Annotated in this window: 23 protein-coding genes and 2 pseudogenes; 14 read left to right on the top strand and 11 right to left on the bottom strand. The window is 67.2% G+C overall.

The features are described from left to right. Window positions 1–51: 51 nt before the first annotated feature. A complete protein-coding gene (locus tag ACZY0X_RS14790; protein ID WP_463771606.1) occupies window positions 52–1,299 on the bottom strand; it encodes an RNA-guided endonuclease InsQ/TnpB family protein in 1,248 nt (415 codons plus the stop codon). A 41-nt stretch (window positions 1,300–1,340) separates the two neighbouring features. Between ACZY0X_RS14790 and ACZY0X_RS14785 the strand changes: the two are divergent. Next, window positions 1,341–1,454, top strand: a pseudogene (locus ACZY0X_RS14785) (transposase); the annotation flags it as partial. Here ACZY0X_RS14785 and ACZY0X_RS14780 read toward each other — a convergent pair. Together ACZY0X_RS14780 and ACZY0X_RS14775 are read right to left on the bottom strand one after the other, a co-directional pair. After that, window positions 1,450–1,767: pseudogene (locus ACZY0X_RS14780) on the bottom strand (alpha/beta fold hydrolase); the annotation flags it as partial. The pseudogenes ACZY0X_RS14785 and ACZY0X_RS14780 sit on opposite strands and share 5 nt — an antisense overlap. A 35-nt stretch (window positions 1,768–1,802) precedes the next feature. Beyond that, the gene (locus ACZY0X_RS14775) at window positions 1,803–3,011 is read right to left on the bottom strand and encodes a serine hydrolase domain-containing protein (protein WP_463771405.1); all 1,209 of its coding nucleotides are present in this window, start codon (window positions 3,009–3,011) and stop codon (window positions 1,803–1,805) included. A 135-nt stretch (window positions 3,012–3,146) separates the two neighbouring features. On the opposite strand from ACZY0X_RS14775, the gene pyrR reads away from it, so the two are divergent. Genes pyrR through pyrF form a run of 7 tightly spaced genes read left to right on the top strand, consistent with a single transcriptional unit; the run spans window position 3,147 to window position 11,877 of the window. Then, complete coding sequence (gene pyrR / locus ACZY0X_RS14770; RefSeq protein ID WP_463771404.1) at window positions 3,147–3,728, top strand: bifunctional pyr operon transcriptional regulator/uracil phosphoribosyltransferase PyrR; 582 nt, start codon at window positions 3,147–3,149, stop codon at window positions 3,726–3,728. Beyond that, window positions 3,725–4,720, top strand: a complete 996-nt coding sequence (locus ACZY0X_RS14765) for an aspartate carbamoyltransferase catalytic subunit (RefSeq protein ID WP_463771402.1) — start codon at window positions 3,725–3,727, stop codon at window positions 4,718–4,720. Before pyrR ends, ACZY0X_RS14765 begins: the two co-directional genes overlap by 4 nt. Before the next feature lie 23 nt (window positions 4,721–4,743). Next, window positions 4,744–6,069, top strand: a complete 1,326-nt coding sequence (locus ACZY0X_RS14760) for a dihydroorotase (RefSeq protein WP_463771604.1) — start codon at window positions 4,744–4,746, stop codon at window positions 6,067–6,069. Then, the gene (locus tag ACZY0X_RS14755) at window positions 6,066–6,569 is read left to right on the top strand and encodes a PH-like domain-containing protein (protein WP_463771401.1); all 504 of its coding nucleotides are present in this window, start codon (window positions 6,066–6,068) and stop codon (window positions 6,567–6,569) included. Before ACZY0X_RS14760 ends, ACZY0X_RS14755 begins: the two co-directional genes overlap by 4 nt. A gap of 38 nt (window positions 6,570–6,607) precedes the next feature. Then, complete coding sequence (gene carA, locus ACZY0X_RS14750; protein WP_463771603.1) at window positions 6,608–7,720, top strand: glutamine-hydrolyzing carbamoyl-phosphate synthase small subunit; 1,113 nt, start codon at window positions 6,608–6,610, stop codon at window positions 7,718–7,720. After that, the gene (gene carB / locus ACZY0X_RS14745; RefSeq protein WP_463771400.1) at window positions 7,721–11,065 is read left to right on the top strand and encodes a carbamoyl-phosphate synthase large subunit; all 3,345 of its coding nucleotides are present in this window, start codon (window positions 7,721–7,723) and stop codon (window positions 11,063–11,065) included. Then, window positions 11,062–11,877 (top strand): orotidine-5'-phosphate decarboxylase, encoded by an 816-nt coding sequence (gene pyrF, locus ACZY0X_RS14740; protein WP_463771398.1) that lies wholly within the window; start codon window positions 11,062–11,064, stop codon window positions 11,875–11,877. Before carB ends, pyrF begins: the two co-directional genes overlap by 4 nt. Here the strand turns inward: pyrF and ACZY0X_RS14735 are convergent. Together ACZY0X_RS14735 and ACZY0X_RS14730 are read right to left on the bottom strand one after the other, a co-directional pair. Further along, window positions 11,862–12,047: a hypothetical protein gene (locus ACZY0X_RS14735; protein ID WP_463771397.1), complete on the bottom strand. Its 186-nt coding sequence runs from the start codon at window positions 12,045–12,047 to the stop codon at window positions 11,862–11,864. The genes pyrF and ACZY0X_RS14735 overlap by 16 nt on opposite strands. 94 nt (window positions 12,048–12,141) lie before the next feature. After that, window positions 12,142–12,522 (bottom strand): DUF4345 domain-containing protein, encoded by a 381-nt coding sequence (locus tag ACZY0X_RS14730; protein WP_463771395.1) that lies wholly within the window; start codon window positions 12,520–12,522, stop codon window positions 12,142–12,144. Window positions 12,523–13,338: 816 nt separating this feature from the next. Here ACZY0X_RS14730 and mihF point away from each other — a divergent pair. The 5 genes from mihF (at window position 13,339) to metK (ending at window position 17,284) form a co-directional block, all read left to right on the top strand. Next, on the top strand, window positions 13,339–13,662 hold the full coding sequence (gene mihF, locus ACZY0X_RS14725; protein WP_029116997.1) for an integration host factor, actinobacterial type: 324 nt from the start codon (window positions 13,339–13,341) through the stop codon (window positions 13,660–13,662). 38 nt (window positions 13,663–13,700) lie between these two features. Beyond that, complete coding sequence (gmk, locus tag ACZY0X_RS14720; RefSeq protein WP_241399212.1) at window positions 13,701–14,255, top strand: guanylate kinase; 555 nt, start codon at window positions 13,701–13,703, stop codon at window positions 14,253–14,255. Between the two features lie 75 nt (window positions 14,256–14,330). After that, window positions 14,331–14,630: a DNA-directed RNA polymerase subunit omega gene (gene rpoZ, locus ACZY0X_RS14715; protein WP_463771394.1), complete on the top strand. Its 300-nt coding sequence runs from the start codon at window positions 14,331–14,333 to the stop codon at window positions 14,628–14,630. 42 nt (window positions 14,631–14,672) lie between these two features. Beyond that, window positions 14,673–15,932 carry a bifunctional phosphopantothenoylcysteine decarboxylase/phosphopantothenate--cysteine ligase CoaBC gene (coaBC, locus tag ACZY0X_RS14710; RefSeq protein WP_463771392.1) on the top strand — a complete coding sequence of 420 codons (1,260 nt, stop codon included), beginning with the start codon at window positions 14,673–14,675 and terminating at the stop codon, window positions 15,930–15,932. 143 nt (window positions 15,933–16,075) lie between these two features. Next, the gene (gene metK / locus ACZY0X_RS14705) at window positions 16,076–17,284 is read left to right on the top strand and encodes a methionine adenosyltransferase (RefSeq protein WP_463771391.1); all 1,209 of its coding nucleotides are present in this window, start codon (window positions 16,076–16,078) and stop codon (window positions 17,282–17,284) included. A 90-nt stretch (window positions 17,285–17,374) separates the two neighbouring features. Here metK and ACZY0X_RS14700 read toward each other — a convergent pair whose 3' ends face one another. The 6 genes from ACZY0X_RS14700 to ACZY0X_RS14675 form a co-directional block, all read right to left on the bottom strand. Next, window positions 17,375–17,752 carry a thiocyanate hydrolase gene (locus tag ACZY0X_RS14700; protein WP_463771389.1) on the bottom strand — a complete coding sequence of 126 codons (378 nt, stop codon included), beginning with the start codon at window positions 17,750–17,752 and terminating at the stop codon, window positions 17,375–17,377. A gap of 15 nt (window positions 17,753–17,767) precedes the next feature. Further along, the gene (gene scnC / locus ACZY0X_RS14695) at window positions 17,768–18,478 is read right to left on the bottom strand and encodes a thiocyanate hydrolase subunit gamma (protein WP_463771388.1); all 711 of its coding nucleotides are present in this window, start codon (window positions 18,476–18,478) and stop codon (window positions 17,768–17,770) included. A gap of 53 nt (window positions 18,479–18,531) precedes the next feature. After that, complete coding sequence (locus ACZY0X_RS14690) at window positions 18,532–19,371, bottom strand: SH3-like domain-containing protein (protein WP_463771386.1); 840 nt, start codon at window positions 19,369–19,371, stop codon at window positions 18,532–18,534. Between the two features lie 240 nt (window positions 19,372–19,611). Next, a complete protein-coding gene (locus ACZY0X_RS14685) occupies window positions 19,612–21,114 on the bottom strand; it encodes a flavin-containing monooxygenase (protein WP_463771385.1) in 1,503 nt (500 codons plus the stop codon). A 99-nt stretch (window positions 21,115–21,213) separates the two neighbouring features. After that, window positions 21,214–22,182: an alpha/beta hydrolase gene (locus ACZY0X_RS14680; RefSeq protein ID WP_463771383.1), complete on the bottom strand. Its 969-nt coding sequence runs from the start codon at window positions 22,180–22,182 to the stop codon at window positions 21,214–21,216. A 5-nt stretch (window positions 22,183–22,187) separates the two neighbouring features. Continuing rightward, the gene (locus ACZY0X_RS14675) at window positions 22,188–23,141 is read right to left on the bottom strand and encodes an alpha/beta hydrolase (RefSeq protein WP_463771382.1); all 954 of its coding nucleotides are present in this window, start codon (window positions 23,139–23,141) and stop codon (window positions 22,188–22,190) included. A gap of 84 nt (window positions 23,142–23,225) precedes the next feature. On the opposite strand from ACZY0X_RS14675, the gene ACZY0X_RS14670 reads away from it, so the two are divergent. Beyond that, window positions 23,226–24,221 carry an endonuclease/exonuclease/phosphatase family protein gene (locus tag ACZY0X_RS14670; RefSeq protein WP_463771381.1) on the top strand — a complete coding sequence of 332 codons (996 nt, stop codon included), beginning with the start codon at window positions 23,226–23,228 and terminating at the stop codon, window positions 24,219–24,221. Window positions 24,222–24,235: the final 14 nt, after the last annotated feature.

The raw sequence follows: 24,235 nt of genomic DNA, 5'->3' as shown, positions 1-24,235 counted from the left end.
TGATGAAGTCTCCGCTCCTGAAGGGGGCGGTTTCCGTACTGGCTGCCGTTGTTAGGCGGCGGTTTTCCGGTTTTGACGCTTCGCAGCCTGCCAAGTGGCGTTGGGCTCCACGTCCTGCGAGGCCACTTCCTGGCCCCGGTGTTTGATCACGATCGCGGCATTGGTGTCAGCGTTTCCGATCCACCCGCATGAGGGGTTCGCACATCGGAACACCGCTTGGCTTTCGCGTTGCCCCTCCGCGGTGGACCCGCATCGGTGACACGTCTGTGACGTGCCGTGTGGCCGGACCCGGATTACCCGCGCCCCTGCTTGATCTGCTTTGTAGGTGAGCAGTGTCAGGATCTGTGTCCATCCCTGATCGAGGATGGACCGGTTCAACCCGGACTTCTGTTTGACGTTCACCCCCGGGTCCTCGATGGTGCCTCGTGCGCTGTGGGTCATGTTCTTCACCCGCAGGTCCTCAACCACCAACATTGCCACCCCGGTAGCGACCAGTGCAGCGCTCACCTGGTGGGCGAAGTCATACCGGCGCCGGGCTTGGCGGGCTTTGACCGCCGCGAGCTGGGTGTAGGTGTGCAGGAGTCTGCGGCTTGATCTGTGGCCGCGGGGTCTTCCTGCCCGCTGCCGGGCGGCCCTACGTTCGAGCCGGTACAGACGCTTCCTCTCTCCCGATCCGAGGGTGGCGGCTTGATCGATGAACGCCCCGTCCGACAGCGCCAGCGTGTGGGTCACGCCGCGGTCGATACCGACACTGCCCCTTTCAACTCGCCGCGCACAGGGTGTGACAACCCGGTTTTCACCCCGAACCACCAGCATCCAGCCGGTCGCCTCCCGCACTACCCGCGCACCCGTGACGCGTTCAGGCATCGCACGGTGCAGCCGGACCTTCACCGCCCCTACCTTCGGGATCGCGGCCGTGGCCCACTTACTGTTGAGCCGGGTGAGGTTCAAGTCCCGCGCTTGTGGCACGTCAACTGCGCGGCGCGCCCTGCGCGTCTTCCAGGTCGGCCGCCCATGGGTGCCGTTCCAATAGTTCGACCAGGCCTGCTTATAGGCCCTGAGCACCTGCTGGGCAGCCTGCGCGGGCAGGATCGCGAGCCAGTCGATGTCGTTGCGGGCCTGCCGGATCGCGGCATCGGACTCCGCCCACGACGGCCACCGCTTCGATGCCGCGTGAAACGTGTGGTGTGCGTGGATCAAATTCCACAAGGCCCGGGCAGCGCCAGCCTGCCGGGCCAGCACCTGCGACTGCGCCGGCGATGGCGCCAGCGGGTACTTCACACACCGCTTGATCACCATCAACTCGCTCACAACGGCAGTATCGGCCACACCTCTGACATTGCGCTGACGTCGAAGCCCAGCTACCCGACTACAACGGTGAACACGACCACATCCATCTGCTGGTGCACTACCCACCAAAAGTCGCACTATCGACGTTGGTCAACAGCCTGAAAGCCAGTCGACGTGGCGTGCGAACGTGTAATCGGTTGGCTCCGTGAGCTTGTCGGATCGACCGAAACCGATGTTGTCGGGCGCGATGACGCGCAGACCCGCTCCGGTCAGCGCGGGAATCACGCTGCGATACAGATATGACCACGTGGGCTGGCCGTGCAGGAGCAGGACGACCCGACCGTCGGACGGGCCCGTGTCGACGTAGTGCATCCGCAGTGGTGCGATCCGACGAGTCTCGACCTCGAGGTAGTTCGGCGGGAAGGGGAAACCCGGCAGATCGGCGAAGCGTTCCTCTGGGGTCCTCAGCACGCTCATCGCACCCGCTCCTCGCAGTGGTGTCGCCGAGTCGGCTACGACTCGAGCGCCTGATAGGTCCGCTTGACCCACTTGGGCTGCGCGGACTGCAGCTTCAGCAGCGACGTGTTGCCCGCGACGGCCGCTGCCGCGGAGTCGGGGCTGAGGTCGGGCATGTTCTGGACGAGGTAGATCATCACGCGGTCGACAGAGGGGTCGGCCTGCCACCAGGTGCCGTACGCGCCGGGCCATCCGAATGTGCCGAGTCCACCGGGACCGAACAACTGGCGGGACTGCGCCGGATCGGTGACCACCGACAGGTTCAGCCCGAAGCCGCGCCCGCGCCAGAACGGCATCCCCAGGAAGGGGTGGCGCTTCTGCTCGGTGGTGAGCCGGTCGGTGCGCATCAGGTCGACGGACTTCTCCGACAGGACCCGGACCCCGTCGAGTGTTCCGCCAGCGAGCAGCATCCGTGCGAAGGCCAGGTAGTCGTCGGCGGTTGACCACAGCCCCGCGCCACCGGCGCAGAACGTCGGCGGTGTCACCGGAGCCGGGCCCATGACATCGTCGCGGAGCGTGCCATCGGCTTCAACCTTGTACATCGTGGCGGCCCGTCGACGGCCCTCGTGGCTGACCGCGAAACCGCTGTCGGACATGCCGAGCGGCTCGAAGATCCGGGTGGCCAGGACGTCACCGAGAGGCCTGCCCTCGATACGGGACAGTGCGATGCCGAGGACGTCGGTGGCGTGGCTGTAGGTCATGCGATCGCCGGGCTGGTGGGCCAGCGGCAGCGCTGCGAGCTCGTTGAGCCAGCGGTCCTGGTCCTGGCGGAACATCAGTTTCCCGTACGCCCGGCTCAGTGGCGCTCCCACCGAGAACGCGTATGCCAGCCCGCTGCGGTGGGTCATCAGATCGTCGAACGTGATGGGCCGCTGCGCGGGCACGGTCCGTTCCAGCGGCCCGGCCGGGTCTGCCATCACCCGCATGCCCGCGAGTTCGGGCAGCCACTCGGTGACGGGGTCCGACAGCGTGAACCGGCCCTCCTCGAGCAGCGACATCGCGGCAGCCACCGTGACGGGCTTGCTCATCGAGGCGATGCGGAAGATCGTGTCGCGCTGCATCGGCAGTTTCGCGGAGACGTCGCGGTGGCCGAGTTCGTTGACCTGCAGCACGCTGCCGCCCTGCCACACCATCGTGACCGCGCCGGCGAGCAGCCCTGCGTCGATCACCTCTTGGATGGATGCCTGGTTCCCGTCGAGCTTCATTCGGCTCAGCGTAGCCAGCGTTCCCGCGACGGTGGCCTCGGCCGGGGTGCGCCCGCGCTGGTGATAGAGTCTGCCGCAGTTTGGCATCCTTTAACGATCCGTCCGGTGAGGCGGAGAAGGAGGTCCGGGTCAACCATGTCTGGCTCAGTCACCCCCAGTCCCGACCGGGAATTGTTGTCCCCGTCGGATGTGAACCGGACCGTCTCCCGCATCGCACACCAGATCATCGAGAAGACCGCCCTCGACGGCGCCGACGCGCCTCGGGTGGTCCTGTTGGGCATTCCGACAAGAGGCGTCACGCTGGCGACACGGTTGGCGCGCAACATCACCGAGTTCTCCGGTGTCGAGGTCGCCGCCGGGGCACTCGACGTGACCCTCTACCGTGACGACCTCATGTCCAAGCCGCCAAGAGCGCTGGCCGTGACGACGATCCCCGACGGTGGCATCGACGGCTCGATCGTCGTACTCGTCGACGACGTGCTCTACTCCGGGCGCACCGTGCGAGCCGCACTGGACGCGCTGCGCGACGTTGGACGGCCACGCGCCGTGCAACTTGCGGTGTTCGTGGACCGCGGCCATCGAGAGCTGCCGATCCGCGCCGACTACGTCGGCAAGAACGTCCCCACCTCCCGCACCGACAACATCATGGTGCGGCTGGCCGAGCTGGACGACCAAGACGGGGTGTGGATCGCGAGTACCGGAGGTCCGACGAGATGACCAGACACCTGCTCGCCGCGGGCGACCTGACACGCGATGAGGCCACCGCGATCCTCGACGACGCCGATCGGTTCCGCGAGGCGCTGCTGGGCCGCGAGGTCAAGAAGCTGCCGACACTGCGCGGCCGCACCATCATCACGATGTTCTACGAGAACTCGACTCGCACGCGGGTGTCATTCGAGGTCGCGGGCAAGTGGATGAGCGCCGACGTGATCAACGTCAGTTCCTCGGGCAGCTCTGTCGCCAAGGGAGAGTCGCTGCGCGACACGGCACTCACGCTGCGCGCGGCGGGTGCGGACGCCCTGATCATCCGCCATCCCGCATCCGGTGCGGCCCAGCAGTTGGCCGAGTGGACCGCTGAGCCGGACGGCCGGCGGGCAGGAGCGGAGCGACTTGGGGAATTGACCGGGGGACCTGCGGTGATCAACGCAGGCGACGGCACCCATGAGCACCCGACGCAGGCGCTGCTCGACGCGTTGACCATTCGCCAGCGGCTGGGATCGATCGAGGGCAAGCGGGTCGTCATCGTCGGCGATGTGCTGCACAGTCGGGTGGCGCGGTCCAACGTGCTGCTGCTCGCGACGCTGGGCGCCGAGGTCGTGCTGGTCGCACCGCCCACGCTGCTTCCGGTCGGGGTGTCGACCTGGCCCGTGACGGTGTCGCACGATCTCGATGCCGAACTGCCAGCCGCCGACGTCGTCCTGATGCTGCGGGTACAGGCCGAGCGTATGAACGGCGGCTTCTTCCCGTCGGCACGGGAGTACTCGGTCTTCTACGGCCTCTCGGACAAACGGCTTGCCACGCTGTCCGAGGGGGCAGTGGTCCTGCACCCCGGCCCGATGCTGCGCGGTATGGAGATCGCATCGTCGGTCGCCGACTCGTCGCAGTCCGCGGTGCTCCAACAGGTGTCCAATGGTGTCCACGTCAGGATGGCGGTCCTGTTCCATCTTTTGGTGGGCGCGGGCAGTGAAGCGGTAGAGGTGAGTGCATGACATCTGACAATCCCGGGTCGCCGCTGCCGCTCCTGATTCGGGGCGTCCGCTTGTACGGCGAGGGTGACGCGGTCGACGTGCTCGTCGACGGCGGTCAGATCGCAGAGATCGGTCCCGACCTGGCGGTGCCCGACGGCGGTGTCGTCGTCGACGCGCACGGCCAGGTGCTGCTGCCCGGCTTCGTCGACCTGCACACGCATCTGCGCGAACCCGGCCGCGAGTACGCCGAGGACATCGAGACCGGTTCTGCCGCAGCAGCGCTCGGCGGATACACCGCCGTCTTCGCGATGGCCAACACCGACCCCGTCGCCGACAGCCCGGTGGTCACCGACCACGTGTGGCACCGCGGCCAGCAGGTCGGCCTCGTCGACGTGCACCCGGTCGGAGCGGTCACCGTCGGATTGGCGGGCAAGCAGCTCACCGAGATGGGCCTGATGGCAGCCGGCGTGGCCCGGGTCCGGATGTTCTCGGACGACGGCATCTGCGTGGACGACCCGCTGCTGATGCGACGTGCGCTGGAGTACGCCACGGGACTCGGGGTGCTCATCGCCCAGCACGCCGAGGAGCCGAGGCTGACCGTCGGCGCCATCGCCCACGAGGGTGCCAACGCGGCCCGGCTGGGTCTCGCGGGCTGGCCGCGGGCCGCCGAGGAGTCGATCGTGGCGCGCGACGCGCTGCTGGCCCGCGACGCCGGAGCCCGCGTGCACATCTGCCACGCATCGACGGCGGGCACCGTCGAACTCATCAGATGGGCCAAGGAACAAGGCATCTCGATCACCGCCGAGGTGACGCCGCACCATCTGCTGCTGGACGACACCCGGCTGGTGAGCTATGACGGACGCAACCGGGTCAACCCCCCGCTGCGCGAGTCCAGCGACGCCGTGGCGCTGCGGCAGGCCCTCGCTGACGGTGTGATCGACTGTGTGGCAACCGATCATGCGCCCCACGCCGCACACGAGAAGATGTGCGAGTTCGCCTCGGCTCGGCCCGGCATGCTGGGCCTGCAGACGGCGCTGTCAGTGATCGTCGAGACGATGGTGGCACCAGGCCTGATGACGTGGCGCGACGTCGCCCGGGTGATGAGTGAGGCCCCAGCCGCGATCGTGGCACTACCCGATCAGGGCCGACCGCTGGAGGTGGGCGAGCCGGCCAACCTGACCGTCGTCGATCCCGACGCCACCTGGACGGTCAGCGGCGCCGACCTGGCCAGCCGTTCGGACAACACGCCGTACGAAACCATGACGCTGCCCGCCACGGTCACGCTGACGGTGTTGCGCGGCAAGGTCACTGCGCGGGATGGGAAGAGTCCGGCGCAGGAGAGCGCAGCGACCGGGGGGTCAGCACAGTGAACACCCCGACGCTCGTCATATCACTGATCATGGCCGCGGTGCTCGTGCTGTTGATCGCCTTCTTCATCCGGCAGATGATGCGCGGCTGGCTGCAGCGCGCCCAACGGCAGGTCGAGATGATCGGTGCGCTACCGCCGCTTCCCGATACGGTCGGCCCGGCGATCATCCCGGCGACTCGGGGTCTGTACGTCGGCAGCACCATTGCGCCGAGCTGGCAGGACCGCATCGCGGTGGGCGATCTCGGCTTCCGCAGCAAGGCTGTGCTCACCCGCTACCCGGAGGGCATCATGGTGCAGCGCACCGGAGCCGGCCCCATCTGGATTCCCGACGAGTCGATCACCGCGCTGCGCACCGAGCGCGGTATCGCAGGCAAGGCACTCACCTATGACGGCATCCTGGCGATTCGCTGGAAGCTGCCGTCGGGCACCGAGATTGACACTGGGTTTCGCAGCGATGACCGCCGTGAACTCGCCAACTGGATTCAGGAGGAGACAGCGTGACGGCCAGCGGGCAGCGAAGCGCATCGCGCAGAGGTGGAGTGGCCGTACTGGTCCTCGAGGACGGCAGAGTTTTCACCGGCACCCCGTTCGGTGCGATTGGGCAGACTCTGGGCGAGGCGGTGTTCTCCACCGGAATGTCCGGCTATCAGGAGACACTGACCGACCCGAGCTATCACGGGCAGATTGTGGTCGCCACGGCACCGCAGATCGGCAACACCGGATGGAACGGTGAGGACAGTGAGAGTCGCGGAGACAAGATCTGGGTGGCCGGCTACGCCGTGCGCGACCCGTCGCCGCGGGCATCCAACTGGCGCGCCACCGGGACACTCGATGACGAACTGATCCGCCAGGGGATCGTCGGCATCGCCGGTATCGACACGCGGGCGGTGGTACGCCACCTGCGCACCGCCGGATCGATGAAGGCCGGTGTGTTCTCCGGTGACGCCCTGGCGCCGACCGACGAGCTGCTGGATCGAGTGCGGGGCCAGGCGTCGATGCTCGGTGCCGACCTTGCCGGCGAAGTCAGCACCGACGAGGCCTATGTGGTGGAACCCGAAGGCGCCCAGCGGTTCACCGTCGCCGCGCTGGACCTCGGCATTAAGACCAACACACCGCGCAACTTCGCCCTCCGGGGTATCCGCAGCCACGTGTTGCCGTCGGCGGCAACGTTTGACCAGATCGCCGACCTCAAGCCCGACGGGGTGTTCCTGTCGAATGGGCCGGGGGACCCCGCGACCGCCGACCACGTCGTCAGCGTGACGCGGCAGGTGCTGGAGGCGGGGATTCCGCTGTTCGGCATCTGCTTCGGCAACCAGATCCTCGGTCGGGCGCTGGGCCGGTCCACGTACAAGATGGTGTTCGGCCACCGCGGCATCAACATTCCCGTGATGGACCACACCACCGGCAGGGTCGCCGTCACCGCACAGAATCACGGTTTCGCGCTGGAGGGTGAGGCGGGCGAGGAGTTCGACACGCCGTTCGGCCGGGCCGTCGTCAGCCACACCTGCGCCAACGACGGTGTCGTCGAGGGCATCAAGCTCGTCAACGGCCGGGCCTTCTCGGTGCAGTACCACCCGGAGGCGGCTGCGGGACCACACGACGCGAACTATCTGTTCGACCAGTTCGTCGACCTCATGGCAGGAGAGAAGTAGATGCCACGTCGCACAGATCTCAACCACGTCCTGGTGATCGGTTCGGGACCGATCGTGATCGGACAGGCCTGCGAGTTCGACTACTCGGGCACCCAGGCCTGCCGCGTACTGCGCGCGGAGGGCCTGCAGGTCAGCCTGGTCAACTCGAACCCGGCGACCATCATGACCGACCCCGAGTACGCCGACCACACCTACGTCGAGCCCATCACGGCCGAGTTCGTCGAGAAGGTCATCGCCCAGCAGGCCGAGCGCGGCAACAGGATTGACGCGGTGCTGGCCACGCTCGGCGGCCAGACAGCCCTGAACACCGCCGTCGCACTGTACGAGGGCGGCGTGCTCGAGAAGTACGGCGTCGAGATGATCGGCGCCGACTTCGACGCCATTCAGCGCGGCGAGGACCGACAGAAGTTCAAGGACATCGTCGCCAAGGTCGGTGGCGAGTCCGCCAAGTCGCGGGTCTGCTTCACGATGGACGAGGTCCGCGACACCGTCGCGGAGCTGGGTCTGCCGGTCGTTGTTCGGCCCTCCTTCACGATGGGTGGGCTCGGCTCGGGCATGGCGTACAGCGTCGAGGACGTCGAGCGGATGGCAGGCGAGGGCCTGGCCGCATCGCCCACCGCCAATGTGCTCATCGAGGAGTCGATCTACGGCTGGAAGGAGTTCGAGCTCGAGCTGATGCGCGACCACCGGGACAACGTCGTGGTGGTCTGCTCGATCGAGAACTTCGACCCCATGGGCGTGCACACCGGCGACTCGGTGACCGTCGCGCCCGCCATGACGCTGACCGACCGCGAGTACCAGAAGATGCGCGACCTGGGCATCGACATCCTGCGTGAGGTGGGCGTCGACACCGGCGGCTGCAACATCCAGTTCGCGATCGACCCGGCCGACGGCCGACTGATCGTCATCGAGATGAACCCCCGGGTGTCGCGCTCGAGCGCGTTGGCGTCCAAGGCGACGGGCTTCCCGATCGCGAAGATCGCCGCCAAGCTGGCGATCGGCTACACGCTCGACGAGATCGTCAACGACATCACCAAGGAGACGCCGGCCTGCTTCGAGCCGACGCTGGACTACGTCGTGGTGAAGGCGCCGCGGTTCGCGTTCGAGAAGTTCCCCGGCGCCGATCCCACGCTGACCACCACCATGAAGTCGGTGGGCGAGGCGATGTCGCTGGGCCGCAACTTCATTGAGGCGCTCGGCAAGGTGATGCGGTCGCTGGAGACCGACCGCGCCGGGTTCTGGACCGGCGCCGACCCCGAGGGCACGGTCGACGACCTGCTGCTGCGTCTGCGCACGCCCACCGATGGCAGGCTCTACGACATCGAGATGGCGCTGCGGCTGGGCGCCAGCGTCGAACGGGTTGCCGAGGCGTCCGGGGTCGACCCCTGGTTCATCGAGCAGATCAACGGTCTGGTGGCGCTGTGGGCCGAGCTTCGGGATGCCCCGGTGCTCGACGAGGATCTACTGCGCAGGGCCAAGCACAGCGGCCTGTCCGATCGTCAGATCGCCGCGCTGCGTGCCGAACTCGCCGGTGAGATGGGTGTCCGTTCGCTGCGCGAGCGCCTCGACATCCACCCCGTGTACAAGACGGTGGACACCTGCGCCGCCGAGTTCGAGGCCAAGACGCCGTACCACTACAGCAGCTACGAACTCGATCCGGCCGCCGAGACTGAGGTGGCGCCGCAGATCGAGAAGCCCAAGGTACTGATCCTGGGCTCCGGGCCGAACCGGATCGGTCAGGGCATCGAGTTCGACTACAGCTGCGTGCACGCGGCGACCACGTTGAGCGAGGCGGGTTTTGAGACCGTCATGATCAACTGCAATCCCGAGACGGTGTCCACCGACTACGACACCGCCGACCGGCTGTACTTCGAGCCGCTCACCTTCGAGGACGTGCTCGAGGTCTATCACGCCGAACAGCGCTCCGGCGCAGGCGGCCCCGGTGTTGTCGGGGTGATCGTGCAGCTCGGCGGACAGACCCCACTGGGTCTCGCGCAGCGGCTGGAGGACGCCGGGGTGCCGATCGTGGGCACGCTGCCCAAGGCGATCGACCTGGCCGAGGACCGCGGCGCGTTCGGTGAGGTGCTCAACCGGGCCGGGCTGCCCGCGCCGAGGTTCGGCACCGCGACGAGCTTCGATCAGGCCCGCAAGATCGCCGCCGAGATCGGCTATCCGGTACTGGTCCGGCCCTCGTATGTGCTTGGTGGGCGCGGTATGGAGATCGTCTACGACGAGGCCACGCTCGAGGGCTACATCACCCGCGCCACCCAGCTGTCGCCCGAGCATCCGGTGCTGGTCGACCGCTTCCTCGAGGACGCCATCGAGATCGACGTCGACGCGCTGTGCGACGGCAGTGAGGTCTACATCGGCGGTGTGATGGAGCACATCGAGGAGGCGGGCATTCACTCCGGTGACTCCGCGTGCGCGCTGCCGCCGGTCACACTGGGCCGCCAGGACATCGAGTCCGTGCGACGGGCCACCGAGGCGATTGCGTTCGGCGTCGGCGTGGTCGGCCTGCTCAACGTGCAGTACGCGCTCAAGGACGACGTGCTCTACGTGCTGGAGGCCAATCCGCGGGCGAGCCGCACGGTGCCGTTCGTGTCCAAAGCCACCGCCGTGCCGCTGGCCAAGGCGTGCGCCCGCATCATGCTCGGCGCCACCATCGCCCAACTCCGCGAGGAGGGCGTGCTGGCGAAGACCGGTGACGGTGCCAGTATCGCGTCCAATGCTCCGATCGCGGTGAAGGAGGCGGTACTGCCCTTCAACAGGTTCCGCAGGACCGACGGGTCGCAGGTCGACTCGCTGCTGGGGCCCGAGATGAAGTCGACGGGCGAGGTCATGGGTATCGACCGCGACTTCGGCACGGCGTTCGCCAAGAGTCAGACCGCGGCGTACGGCTCATTGCCTGCCACCGGAACGGTGTTCGTCTCGGTGGCCAACCGGGACAAGCGCTCGCTGGTCTTCCCGGTCAAGCGGCTGGCTGACCTTGGGTTCCGGGTGTTGGCCACCGAGGGCACCGCGGAGATGCTGCGCCGCAACGGCATTCCCTGCGACGAGGTGCGCAAGCACTTCGAGGAGGCGACACCGGATCGGCCCGCGATGTCGGCCGTCGAGGCCATCCGAGCCGGTGAGGTCGACATGGTGATCAACACGCCGTACGGCAACTCGGGGCCCCGCGTCGACGGCTACGAGATCCGTTCCGCGGCGGTGACGATGAACATTCCCTGCGTCACAACCGTTCAGGGTGCATCGGCGGCGGTGCAGGGTATCGAGGCCGGCATCCGCGGAGATATCGGCGTCCGGTCGCTGCAGGAGTTGCACAGCGCACTCGGCGCAACGAAGTGAGCGGGTTCGGGGCGCGACTGGCCGCGGCGGTCGCCGATCGTGGGCCGTTGTGCCTAGGCATCGATCCGCACCCCGAACTTCTCATGGCGTGGGGGCTGAGCGCCGACGCCACCGGCCTGCGCGCCTTCTCCGAGATCTGCGTCGAGGCCTTCGCCGGGTTCGCCGTCGTCAAACCGCAGGTCGCGTTCTTCGAGACGTATGGCGCGGCAGGGTATGCCGTGCTGGAGGACATCATCACCGCGCTTCGCGACGCGGGGGTTCTGGTGCTCGCCGACGCCAAGCGTGGTGACATCGGCACGACCATGGCGGCCTACGCCGCCGCATGGGCCGGTGAATCGCCGCTGGCGAGTGACGCCGTGACCGCGTCGCCCTACCTGGGCTTCGGGTCGCTGCGTCCGCTGCTGGACACCGCGGTGGCCAATGACCGCGGTGTGTTCGTGCTGGCCGCCACGTCCAATCCGGAGGGTGCGCAGGTGCAGCGCGCGATCTCCGATGGGCGGACGGTGGCGCAGTCGATCGTCGACCAGGTCGCGGCCGAGAACTGCGGCGCGGGTGCGGGATCGGTGGGTGTCGTCATCGGAGCAACACTGTCCGACGTACCCGACCTGGCCAACCTGGGCGGGCCGGTTCTGCTGCCCGGCGTCGGGGCGCAGGGGGGACGGCCCGAGGGGCTGGCCGGCCTCGGCGGTGCCGCCCCGGGAACCCTTTTGCCCGCGGTGTCGCGCGACGTGCTGCGGGCCGGTCCCGACGTCGCGGCGGTCCGGGCCGCGGGGGAGCGGATGCGCGACGCCGTCGCTCACCTCTGCCCGTAGGTGAACGGTGGGCGGATCGCCCGTGGGCGACCCGCCGCACCGTGCATCGGGTGGACCTGCTGGCCGTTCCAGTTGAACGGTTGGTGATCCGAGCGCGCCTGATCGATGCCGCGGTTGTCGCACGCGGGGGTGCCCGTACTCGCCATCTCGTCGGGCGGCCGGTTGGCCACGCCGCAACGACGCTAGGGCGGCGACGTGAGTCAGCTCTTTGGCTGCGATGTGTGCACGCTGTGCAAGCGGTAACGGATTGAAATCCGTTGACCGTCAAGAAGTTTGCGGAAGGCGCGCGGCCAGGAAGAATAGTGCGAACGGCAGCGTCAACTCGATGACCAGCATGGCCGAGTAGAACGCGTTCGGCGGTCCGGAGATCGCGACTGACGCCAGCCGGGCCAGCCCGCCCAGCAGGAACGCCGCCGCCAGCAGGGTGATTGGCCTTTGCTTGGCGGCGACGTCGGGCACGCACCAAAGGAAGGCCAGGCCGTAGCAGAGCAGGAGTGCGGCGAAGAATCGATGCTCACCCTCCGCGGTGGCGTTGAGCGGGCTGCCGCCGATGACGGCCGCACCGCCGAGGATCAGGTGCGCCACCGCGATGCCGACGATGGTCGCACCGGTCAGCGTCAGCAGAATCTGAGTCGTCCGTTGCATCGCAACCACTTCCCTCACGCGTCTACTACGCAACGTAGTTGAACGGGTGGGTGGTTGGCAATGACGTGCGGCCGGCGATGTCGCCATCACCGGCCGCACGTGCCTCATTCAAGTTCGGGTCAGGCTGCCTGCTGGGGCCGCCCCGTCGGGGCCTGTCAGGGCCGCGTGGGTCCAGGACGTCGGAAACCGCCCGCCAAGCCAGCTGCGGCGCTCGTGGAGGGCCGGGAGGGCGTGCTGAGACCGATCGGCACCGGACAGGCGCAGGTCATGGCCTTGGTTCTCATGGGAGACGTCCTTCCTTGGCACGCGGGGGGCACGTGCCGGGCCGGTAGCCCCCGACAGCCGCACGCTATCCAGCGCGGCTGTGGAAGTGCTTTGGCCAGCGTGTGAGGTCTCCGGGCGTGGCCAGAGTGACGTATGAAACGGGAGTGGCGGATGGGGTGTGGAGGATTGACACCTGAAGCGCTCCGACACGCCCGAGACGCGGTGACCAGCGAAAATTTCTCGACAGGACACCCGAACCGGGCCCGCCGTTGACTGTGAATGTCGCGGTCGAGATCTTCGACAGCCGTCCAATTTCGCGAAAACCCGCTGTACGCAGGCACGTCACAGTTCCTCCAGCCCGACGCGTCGGCGCCAATCTCCGGGATCGAGCCCGGCACGGCGATTCGCGCGGGCACTACACGCTGGGGATTCGGCCCAATAACGCGGGGGGTGGGGTTAGCTTTCGTCAGCCAGCGTGGGTACGGTCGTCGACGCTGGCTGGTTCTACCAGTCAAGACACAACAAGATGACGGCGAGATACGGAGGAAACCCGTGGCCCTTCCCCAGTTGACCGACGAACAGCGCGCGGCAGCGTTGGAGAAGGCTGCTGCCGCACGTCGAGCGCGAGCTGAGCTCAAAGATCGGCTCAAGCGCGGCGGCACCAACCTCAAGCAGGTCCTCAAGGATGCTGAGTCCGATGAGGTCTTGGGCAAGATGAAAGTCTCCGCACTTCTGGAGGCCCTTCCCAAGGTCGGCAAGGTCAAGGCACAGGAGATCATGACCGAACTGGAGATCGCTCCGACCCGCCGCCTGCGCGGCCTCGGCGATCGCCAGCGCAAGGCCCTCCTGGAGAAGTTCGACTTCACCAGCGATTAGGCACAGAGTTTGAATGCCGGCCGAGGGGCCGGACGGCGATGACGCGTGTCGTCGTGCTGTCCGGTCCCTCTGCCGTCGGCAAATCCAGCGTGGTGCGATGTCTCCGCGATCAGATTGCTGACCTGCACTTCAGCGTCTCCGCCACGACCCGGTCGCCAAGGCCGGGCGAAGTGGACGGAGTCGACTACTTCTTTGTCACACCTGAGCAGTTTCAGCGGTTGATCGATGACGGTGAGCTGCTGGAGTGGGCCGAGATCCACGGTGGACTGCATCGATCAGGCACCCCAGCCGGCCCAGTCCGGGAAGCCGTTCGGGCCGGGCATCCGGTTCTGATCGAGGTCGACCTGGCCGGTGCGCGGGCGGTTAAAGCCGCGATGCCGGAGGCACTGAGCGTGTTTCTCGCCCCCCCGAGCTGGGAGGCGCTCGAAAGCCGACTCGTCGGCCGCGGCACCGAGAGCGCCGAGGTCATGGCACGTCGGCTCGACACCGCAAGGGCCGAGCTGGCCGCCCAGGACAGCTTCGACACGGTGGTTGTCAACGCTCAATTGGAGTCAGCGTGTGCCGAATTGGTATCCTTGCTGGTGGGCCACTGATCACCCGGGCGCCAGCGGACACCCGGACCCCACCCGAAACATCCAGCCCCAAATGAAATGCCAGGAGAATTCTTCGTGAGCACCCCTGTCGAGAGCCCCGACTCCGACGCCACCATTGCCTACGACACACCGTTGGGTATCACCAACCCCCCGATCGATGAGCTGCTCGACCGCGCATCGAGCAAGTACGCCCTGGTCATCTACGCGGCCAAGCGTGCACGTCAGATCAACGATTACTACAACCAGCTCGGCGACGGCATCCTCGAGTACGTCGGACCGCTGGTTGAGCCGGGTCTGCAGGAGAAGCCGCTGTCGATCGCGATGCGTGAGATTCACGCAGACCTCCTCGAGCACTCCGAGGGTGGCGAGGGCTAGGTCCCGCGCGCAGGTGACTGGCCTCCTGGGCGAAGAGCGCACATGACCGAGCCGAAGCGGATCGTCGTTGGCGTCGCCGGAGGAATCGCGGCCTATAAGGCGTGCACGGTCGTCCGCCAGCTCACGGAGGCGGGTCACTCCGTACGGGTCGTCCCGACTGAGTCGGCGCTGAAGTTCGTCGGTGCCGCCACCTTCGAGGCGTTGTCCGGCAATCCCGTTCACACGGGCGTCTTCGAGAACGTCGACGAGGTACCGCACGTTCGCATCGGGCAGAACGCCGACCTCGTCGTCGTCGCACCGGCCACGGCGGACCTCCTTGCCCGTGCCGTCGCCGGACGTGCCGATGATCTGCTCACTGCCACGCTGCTGACGGCGCGCTGTCCGGTGATGTTCGCTCCGGCGATGCACACCGAGATGTGGTTTCACCCCGCCACCGTCGACAACGTGGCCACGCTGCGTCGCCGGGGTGTCGTGGTGCTTGAGCCGGCGTCGGGACGGCTCACCGGCGCCGACAGCGGCGCAGGTCGTCTGCCGGAGGCAGAGGAGATCTCCACCCTGGCGCACCTGCTGCTGGAACGCGGTGACGCTCTTCCGTACGACATGTCGGGTGTGAAGGTCCTCGTCAGCGCCGGTGGCACCCGAGAGACGATCGACCCGGTCCGGTTCATCGGCAATCGCAGTTCCGGCAAGCAGGGATATGCCGTGGCCCGCGTCGCCGCACAGCGCGGGGCCGAGGTCACCCTGATCGCAGGGAACACCGCGGGTCTGGTGGATCCCGCCGGCGTCGAGGTCGTGCACATCGGTTCGGCCAGCCAGTTGCAGGACGCCGTGTCCAAGCATGCACCCGACGCCCACGTCCTGGTGATGGCCGCCGCGGTCGCCGACTTTCGGCCCACACACGTTGCCACCAGCAAGATCAAGAAGACCCATGACCCCGGGACCGCCTCGGATGCGCCGATCATCGAACTCACGCGCACCGACGACATCCTGGCGGGGGCGGTTCGGGCGCGCTCGGACGGCCAACTTCCGAACATGCACGCGATCGTCGGCTTCGCCGCCGAGACGGGTGACGCGAACGGCGACGTGCTCTTCCATGCCCGCGCCAAACTGAAGCGCAAGGCCTGTGACCTCCTCGTCGTCAACGCGGTCGGGGAGGGCCGGGCATTCGAGGTGGACAGCAACGACGGCTGGCTGCTGGCCTCCGACGGCACCGAGGTTGCGCTGGAGCACGGGTCGAAGACGTTGATGGCCAGCCGCATCGTGGATGCGATCGGAGCCTTCCTGCAACACCGCGGCGGGTGACCAGACGCACCGAACATCCCGCGGCTAAGGGTTGCGCGTCACACCTGCGCACGCTTGGCTGCAACAGGTCACCGAGCCGCCCCGGCGGCGACATAAGGCGAAGCTATGATTTGCCTAACTAAGTATCGGAAAGGGATTAGACAGTGAGCAAAGCCCGGCTGTTTACCAGTGAGTCGGTCACCGAAGGCCACCCCGACAAGATCTGTGACGCCATCAGCGACTCGGTGCTCGACGCGCTGCTCGCTCAGGATCCCAAGTCCCGCGTTGCGGTGGAGACCCTCGTCACCACCGGCCAGGTTCACGTCGTCGGCGAGGTGACGACGTCGGCCAAGGAAGCCTTCGCCGATATCACCAACACTGTGCGGGAGCGCATCCTCGAGATCGGGTACGACTCGTCCGAGAAGGGCTTCGACGGCGCGACCTGTGGCGTCAACATCGGCATCGGCGCGCAGTCTCCCGATATCGCCCAGGGCGTGGACACCGCCCACGAGACCCGCGTCGAGGGTGCCGGCGATCCGCTCGACCTGCAGGGCGCCGGCGACCAGGGCCTGATGTTCGGCTATGCCATCAGGGACACCCCCGAACTCATGCCGCTGCCGATCGCGTTGGCCCACCGGCTGTCCCGCCGGCTCACCGAGGTCCGCAAGAGTGGCGTGCTGGACTACCTGCGTCCGGACGGCAAGACACAGGTCACCGTGCAGTACGACGGCGTCACGCCCGTCCGTCTGGACACCGTGGTGCTGTCCACACAGCACGCCGACGGAATTGACCTGCTGACCACCCTCACCCCCGACATTCGGGAGAAGGTCGTCAACACCGTCCTGGCCGACCTGAATCACGACACCATGGACACCTCCGACTTCCGGCTGCTGGTCAACCCGACCGGGAAGTTCGTGCTCGGCGGGCCGATGGGTGACGCCGGCCTGACAGGCCGAAAGATCATCGTCGACACCTACGGCGGCTGGGCTCGCCACGGTGGCGGCGCCTTCTCCGGCAAGGATCCGTCGAAGGTGGACCGCTCCGCGGCATACGCGATGCGCTGGGTGGCCAAGAACGTCGTCGCGGCCGGCCTGGCCGAGCGCGTCGAGGTTCAGGTGGCCTACGCCATCGGAAAGGCCGCCCCCGTCGGCCTTTTCGTTGAGACCTTCGGCACCGAGACCGTCGATCCGGCCCGGATCGAAAAGGCCATCACCTCGGTCTTCGACCTGCGTCCCGGCGCGATCGTCCGCGACCTCGATCTGCTGCGTCCGATCTACGCGCCGACCGCGGCCTACGGCCACTTCGGTCGCACTGACATCGACCTGCCGTGGGAGCAGCTGAACAAGGTCGACGAGCTGAAGGCCTCCGTCTAGCCTCTTCTGCCGAGCAGTCGCAAAGCCCGTGAAACTCCTGAGTTTCACGGGCTTTTGCGACTGCTCTCGCGATTCTGTGTCTGTTAGCCGCTAGGCCTCCAGCCTGGCCCGGATACTTGCCAGCCGTTCTCGGAGCTCGGCTTCGTCGATGACGCCGCGCTGTAGCAGCGAGTGCGCCAGGGCCATCAGTTGGTTCTCGGGGTAGGGCAGGCTGGCGAACTTGGTCGCCGATAGCTCGTCCTCCTCATCGCGGCGCTCCTTGAAGGTGAAAGCGAGCTGATCGTCTGTGCTGCAAGAGCTATCGAGCGCGTCGCAGAGTCCGTCGAGGCTGCTCTTCCAGGGTGGTAACGGGTTCTCGACGCCGTACTTCTCGGCCATGATCGGCCAGGACTGGTTGCGCTCCGCGATCTCATCGAGCACCTCGACGGAGTTGCTCTCCGCCGAGTGGGGCTTCCGCTGTGCAGTCATGATGTCGTCTCGTGATCACTCGACGATCGGACGGACGGCCGGGCGAGTCACCGTGGTGACGTTGGTGGTGACGCCGGGCTTGGGCAGAGCGACCCCTATCAGGCTGTCCCGAGTGACGATCTCGGTCAGCTGGTCCTCGGTCCAGCCCTCGGTGCCCTCCGGACGCATCGGCATGACCATGAAGCGGTGCTTCTGGTTGGAGTCCTCGACCCGGACTTCGACGTCATTGGGCAGTTCCAGGCCGAACTCGGCGAGCACCGGCCGTGGCCACCGAACGATGCGACGGCGATAGTTGGGGGTGCGGTACCACTCCGGGGAGTTGCCGAGGATGGGCCGCGGATAGCACGAGCACAGCGCGCAGACGATCACGTTGTGCACCTCGGGGGTGTTCTCCAGAACCTTGAACGCGTAGAAGTCACTGGGAGTGCCGAACCCGGTCGGTTCCAGCCAGTCGACGCCGACCTCCTTGCTGGCGGTGAGGGCGTCGCTGAGCACCAGCTTCTTGTACTCCGGGTTCAGCCACGATTTGGCGACCATCCGGGCTCCCGGGGTAGGCCCTATCTGCTCGGAGTACTCAGTGAAGGCACGATGCTGCTCGGCGGTGAACAGACCCTTTTCGATGCACAGCTCGCGCAGGGCGATCTCGAGAACCTCGAAGTCGGTGATCTCATCGACCATTGGCTTGACGGTGCGATCGTGATCGTGATCGTGATTGTGGTCAGACATGAGTTCGGTGTATTCCTTTCGGGCTACGCATGATTGGGTGCCAGGAGGCTGGATCAGCCGGCGGCCTGCAACCAGCGCTCGGGGATCTCGGTCTGCAGGGTGTCCTTGCTCGGCCCGCTGTAGTTGTCCCACAGGTCGGACTGTTTGAACCGGACGATGTAGAACCACTCCGCCGGGACGTCCTCGCGACCCCACGTCTCATCCTCTGGGGCTGGGCTCTCATAGCTGACGTTCGCGATCACCCCTTCCGCTCCCCGCACGTATTCCGGTGTGCGGGTGTAGAACAGCGCTGGCAGCTCCCGTACTTTGACCCGGTCGCCGCGCTTGAATCGGGCCTCGCCGGCCGTGCCGGCATACATCCCCGGATCACCCTTGCCGAGCGCCTCGACGTGGTTGCGGTTGCGCGCGACATTGGAGCCGTCACCAACGAACTTGGGCTGGGCGTCGGGAACGCGCCCGTTGAGGCCGCCCTCGTAGCGGTCGGATACCTCGGCCAGGCGATCGGTGAGTTCGCCCCACGTGATGTATCGCTTCTCGATCAGCAGCTTGCCCACCGACCACAGCCAGCGGCAGTAGTAGGGAAGGCCCAGGTAGATCGGAAGTCCCACGTCGACGTTGGCGATCCGCCTGCGCTCCTCCGAGACCCAGATGCCGCCCCAGCCGAGAACTTCGCAGAGCACGTAGGTCATCAGCTCCCACTGCTCTTCTTCTTTGTTCGCAAACGTCTCGGGCACATTCAGCTGGCCACCCTGGTCATGGTTGGTCTTCATGTACGCGAGAAAATGCTCATGCGTAACCATGTCCGGAGCGGGCCACTCCGGGACCTCCGGATACGTCGCCTTGAGCCTGGAGATCAGGGCCAGTCGCTTCTCCCGCTCCGCGGCACTACTCATGAGGAGTCCTTTCGTGGCGTGTTCAATTTTTTTAGGCCATCTAGAGACAGCTCTGGGTGTCGTGTGTCGGGCTTCCCGAACGCCATTCACCCGCAACGGGTTTCGTCGGATGGTTCGGCATCGTCCCAGAGCGCGTACTGCAACCCCAAAATATTCCTACCACTCAACCCAGCCGACTATCGCCGAATCACTCAGCCGGCATTCCGGAGGCCGCCACGTCATGCGGCTTGGGCGGCGGGGCTACGCGCTGAAGTCGTAGTCCCGGATCGGGAACCGTCGACTCCGCACGTAGGCCTCCACCGTGGTGGCCGGCCGCAGCGGGACGTCGCCGTTCTTGTCGAAGTAGTAGCTGTTGGCGAGCTGGCAGCTGTCCTGCCAGAAGATCTGCCGGTGCCGCTTTCTCATCATCTCCGCGAAGTACCGGTCGTTGGCCTGCTGCGACACCTCGACGCGCGTGGCCTGCTCGTCGGCGGCGCGGAGCAGACACCGCACGATGTGGTGCGTCTGGTACTCGATGAGCGCGAAGTAGGACCCTCCCACGTAGCCGTACGGTCCCATGACGGTGAAGAAGTTGGGGAAGCCCGGGACGCTGACGCCCTCGTAGGCCTGCATCCGGTTCTGGTCCCAGAAGTCGGCGAGGGATTGGCCGCCGCTGCCGGTGACCTCGAACGTCAGCGCGTCGACGTCCATCACCTTGAACCCGGTGGCCAGGATCAGCACGTCGACGTCGTGGGTCACGCCGTCGGCGGTGGTCACGCCCGACGCGGTCACCCGGTCGATGGGCTCGGTGACGAGGTCGACGTTGTCGCGGTTGTACGTCGACAGGTAGGTGTTGTGGAAGCCGGGGCGCTTGCAGCCCACGGCGTAGCGCGGTGTCAGCTTGTCGCGCGTGACGGGGTCAGCGACCTCGCGCCGCAGGTATGACCGGCCCAGTTTGTCGGCGCGATCGGCGAGCGGGAGGACTCCGTAGTACTGCCCGGCGATCGGGAACGTGATCTCGACGTAGACCTGGCTGATCAGCCGCTGGATGATCTTGCCGCCGGGGATCCGCATCGCCCAGCGCGCCGGTGCGGGGATCGGCACGTCGAGCTTGGGGAAGCACCAGATGGGGGTGCGCTGAAAGACGGTGAGCCGCTCCACGTTGGGCGCGATCTCCGGGATGATCTGCACCGCGGATGCGCCGGTGCCGATGACGGCCACCCGCTTGCCGGTCAGGTCCTGCTCGTGGTCCCACCGCGCGGTGTGCATCGTGATGCCCGCGAAGTCCTCGACGCCGGTGATATCGGGTGGTTTCGGCACGGTCAGCACCCCGCTGGCGTTGACCAGAAAACGTGCCGTCAAGGACTCGCCGGTCGCGAGATCGATTCGCCAGCAGTCGGTCTCATCGTCGAACACGACCGCGGCCACCTGCGTGTCGAACCGTATCCTGCGGCCAAGTCCGTACTTGTCGACGCACCGATCGGCGTACGCCTTGAGTTCACGGCCTGGCGCATAGGTGCGGGACCAGTCATTGCTCTGCTCGAAGGAGAACTGGTAGGAGAACGACGGGATGTCCACGGCGATACCGGGATAGGTGTTCCAGTACCAGGTGCCGCCGGGCTCGGCGCCCGCCTCGATGATCAGATAGTCGTGCAGGCCTGCGCGGTCCAGCTGGATCGCGGTGCCGATACCCGAGAATCCGGCGCCGACGATGATGGTGTGGAATTCCGGTGCCGCCCCCGGCTCGAACCCTGATGTCGCCACGAGCTGCCTCCGTGTCCGTCGATCACGCTCAACCTACGCCGTTCGGAGAGTATCCGGTACCGGGGGTACCGCACGGCCGGTTCGGCGATCTTCGATCGACTACGCCGGGTGCAGCGCGGCCCTCAGCGCGGCCAGGCCGCGATCGGTGGCCTCCGCGGCGACCGGGGACGCCAGCGCCAGGCTCATGTAGCCGTGGACCATCGTCGGCTCGTTGCTCAGCTGCACGGGAACGCCTGCCGCGACGAGCAACTCGGCGTAGCGGATGCCGTCATCGCGCAGCGGATCGTGCTCGGCCGTACTGATGTATGCGGGTGGCAGGTCTGCCAGCGTCTCGGCGTTGGCGGGCGCGAAGTCGGTGGGCAGTGACGCCGGGTTGCTCGTGTCCAGATCAGGCACGTACCAGGTCAGGAATGCTGCGATCACGTCTGAATTGAGGATCGGGGCGTCGGCGTTCTCCGTGAACGACGCGGCCGTGGTGTCGCCGACCACGCACGGGTACCACAGCAGTTGGAACACCAGCGGTGGTCCGCCCGCGTCACGCGCCCGCAGCGTCATGACGGCAGACAGGTTGCCACCTGCCGAATCGCCTGCCACCGCCATGCGCGACGCGTCGCCGCCGAGTTCGGCCGCGTTCTCGCCGACCCACTGCAGCGCCGCCCAGGCGTCGTCGATGCCTGCGGGGTACGGGTGCTCGGGGGCCAGGCGGTAGTCGACCGACACCACGATGGCCTCGGCGCCGATCGCATGCGCCCTCGCCACGTGGTCGTGGGTGTCCAGATCGCCGAGCGCCCAGCCGCCGCCGTGGTAGAAGACCACAACGGGCAGGTTTGTGTGGTCGTCGATGGGCGGCCAGTAGATGCGAACCGGGATGTCGGCGATATCGCCGTAACCCACCGTGCGTTCCTCGATCCGCATGTCGGGCAGCAGCTCTCGCGGCGGCTGCACCGCGCGCAGTTTCTCCCGGGCGACCTCGACGCCATCGGCGATGGTGAACTCCAACTGCATGGAGTCCAGCAGCGCCTTGAGCGCGGGGTCTATGTCGGGCCGTGCTGTCGGGTCATCCGCCATATGACCTACGTTAGCGCGGCACGCAATGCGTCGAGGGCACGTTTGACAGCCTCGCTGGCCGCGGGCACGACACCGTCGTAACCGATGTAGCCGTGCACCAGGCTGGCGGCATTGTGCACCTGCACCGGCACGCCCTCCGCGGACAGCAGTTCGCCGTAGCGGGCGCCGTCATCGCGCAGCGGATCGTGGCCCGCGACGGCGATATAGGCAGGTGGCAGGCCCGCGAACGAGTCGGCGCGTGCGGGTATCAGCGTGGGGGGCGCGGTCTTGAGGTCGACGTGGCCGGCGTACCACCGAGAGAAGCCGCCAACGGATGCGGTGCTCAGGATGGGCGCGTCCGCATTCTCGGCGAACGACGGCAGGGAGGTGTCCCACGTCGTCGCGGGGTACCACAGCAACTGGAACCGCAATGCGGGCGCTCCGGCGTCACGCGCCATCAGGGCGACGACCGCCGCCAGGTTGCCCCCTGCCGAGTCACCGGCCACCGCAACGCGCGTCGGGTCGGCACCAAGCTCGGCGGCGTGCTCGGCGACCCACTGCGTGGCTGCCCACACGTCCTCGACGGCGGCCGGGTAGGGGTGTTCGGGGGCGAGTCGGTAGTCGACCGAGACCACCAGTGCCCCGGTCCCCACCGCGTGTTGACGGCCTGCACTGTCGTAGGTGTCCAGATCGCCGACGACCCAACCGCCGCCGTGGAAGAACATCACCACAGGGGGTGTCGGCTCGGCAGGCTCCGGTGGCCAGTACAACCGGATCGGGATCGGGCCCGCCGGACCGTCGATCGTCCTGTCCTCGGTGCGTACCTCGGGGTGCAGCGGTACCCGCGGCACGTCGCGGAACCGCTGGCGGCAGGCGTCCGGGCCGCCGTCGATCGTCAACTGGAACGGGACGGCTTCGAGAACCTTCTCCAATATCGCGTCGAGGGGTACCGGGCTGGCGAGGGAGTCGTCGGCAGACATGAACTCACCGTACGCAAGCCCCTGACCGCGCATCCCCACCGCCAAGTGAGGACGGCGACCGGTGTCCGCATAATCTGAGATCCCATGCCATCGCCGACCCGAAATCCGTTCCGTGTCTGCGTGGGCGTTGCGGGCGTCGCCGCCGCGTTGGCCGCGGCCGCGGGGGTGGGGGCGCACTTCTTCGGGCCCGTGAGCACGATCGTCACGCTGACCGCAGCGTTCACGCCCCTTTTCGTCCTGCTCGCGGTGGCGGCGGTCCTGATGCTGGTCGCGGCCCGCCTCTGGATGGCGGCTGGCGGCGCGTTGCTGGTGTCAGTGCTGGGAGCGGGCACCCAACTGCCGCTCTACATCGGCGAGGACCCACCGACGGCCACGGACGCGCCGACACTGAAGCTGCTACAGGCCAACATCCTCTACGGCGGGGCCGACGTCGGCGCGCTGGTGGACCGGGTGCGCCGGGACGGCGTGGACCTTCTCACCGTCTCCGAGCTGACGGTGGCGGCGCGCGACCGGCTGGAGGCGGCGGGTGTGTCGGAGTCGCTGCCGTACTCGTACACGAGCGCGCGAAGCGGCGGTTCGGGCGAGGGCATCTACTCGCGGCACCCGCTGCGGGAGACCGAGGAGTTGTCGGGTCTGCCGCTGGCCAATCTTCGTGCGACCGTGGACGTTCCCGGTGCCGTGCCGTACGCCGTGTACGCGCTGCACCCCACGCCGCCCTATCCGGGACCGGTGCGGCAGTGGGCCGCCGACCTGGATCGGCTGCGCGCCATCCTGGCCGACGAAACGAGACCGTTGCTTGTTGGAGCGGACTTCAACGCGACCTACGACCACGAGCGGTTCCGGGCGCTGCTGGCGGCCGGAGCGCGTGACGGTTCGGCGCTGGTGGACGCCGCCAAGTACACGGGTTCCGGAATCGTCACGACCTATCCGGCTGACCGGAGGTTTTCGGCCGTGGTGGCGATCGACCGGATCCTGACGCGAGGGGGTACCCCGCTGTCATTCGAACGCGTGGACATTCCCGGCTCCGATCACCACGGTGTCATGGGCGAGGTCCTGCTGGCCGCGTCGGCGCATCGCTGACGTGGATTGCCGCA

It is taken from the genome of Mycobacterium sp. IDUB_39 (assembly GCF_055419205.1).
The sequence above is the reverse complement of the archived record's forward strand: the minus strand, read 5'-3'. Positions and strand labels throughout refer to the sequence as shown.

What these genes read in the sequence shown, in the direction of transcription:
- ACZY0X_RS14790 (WP_463771606.1), bottom strand. Translation starts at nt 1,299, where the DNA reads ATGGTGATCAAGCGGTGTGTGAAGTACCCGCTGGCGCCATCGCCGGCG.
- ACZY0X_RS14775 (WP_463771405.1), bottom strand. Translation starts at nt 3,011, where the DNA reads ATGAAGCTCGACGGGAACCAGGCATCCATCCAAGAGGTGATCGACGCA.
- pyrR (WP_463771404.1), top strand. Translation starts at nt 3,147, where the DNA reads ATGTCTGGCTCAGTCACCCCCAGTCCCGACCGGGAATTGTTGTCCCCG.
- ACZY0X_RS14765 (WP_463771402.1), top strand. Translation starts at nt 3,725, where the DNA reads ATGACCAGACACCTGCTCGCCGCGGGCGACCTGACACGCGATGAGGCC.
- carB (WP_463771400.1), top strand. Translation starts at nt 7,721, where the DNA reads ATGCCACGTCGCACAGATCTCAACCACGTCCTGGTGATCGGTTCGGGA.
- ACZY0X_RS14730 (WP_463771395.1), bottom strand. Translation starts at nt 12,522, where the DNA reads ATGCAACGGACGACTCAGATTCTGCTGACGCTGACCGGTGCGACCATC.
- gmk (WP_241399212.1), top strand. Translation starts at nt 13,701, where the DNA reads ATGACGCGTGTCGTCGTGCTGTCCGGTCCCTCTGCCGTCGGCAAATCC.
- coaBC (WP_463771392.1), top strand. Translation starts at nt 14,673, where the DNA reads ATGACCGAGCCGAAGCGGATCGTCGTTGGCGTCGCCGGAGGAATCGCG.
- ACZY0X_RS14700 (WP_463771389.1), bottom strand. Translation starts at nt 17,752, where the DNA reads ATGACTGCACAGCGGAAGCCCCACTCGGCGGAGAGCAACTCCGTCGAG.
- scnC (WP_463771388.1), bottom strand. Translation starts at nt 18,478, where the DNA reads ATGTCTGACCACAATCACGATCACGATCACGATCGCACCGTCAAGCCA.
- ACZY0X_RS14690 (WP_463771386.1), bottom strand. Translation starts at nt 19,371, where the DNA reads ATGAGTAGTGCCGCGGAGCGGGAGAAGCGACTGGCCCTGATCTCCAGG.
- ACZY0X_RS14680 (WP_463771383.1), bottom strand. Translation starts at nt 22,182, where the DNA reads ATGGCGGATGACCCGACAGCACGGCCCGACATAGACCCCGCGCTCAAG.
- ACZY0X_RS14675 (WP_463771382.1), bottom strand. Translation starts at nt 23,141, where the DNA reads ATGTCTGCCGACGACTCCCTCGCCAGCCCGGTACCCCTCGACGCGATA.
- ACZY0X_RS14670 (WP_463771381.1), top strand. Translation starts at nt 23,226, where the DNA reads ATGCCATCGCCGACCCGAAATCCGTTCCGTGTCTGCGTGGGCGTTGCG.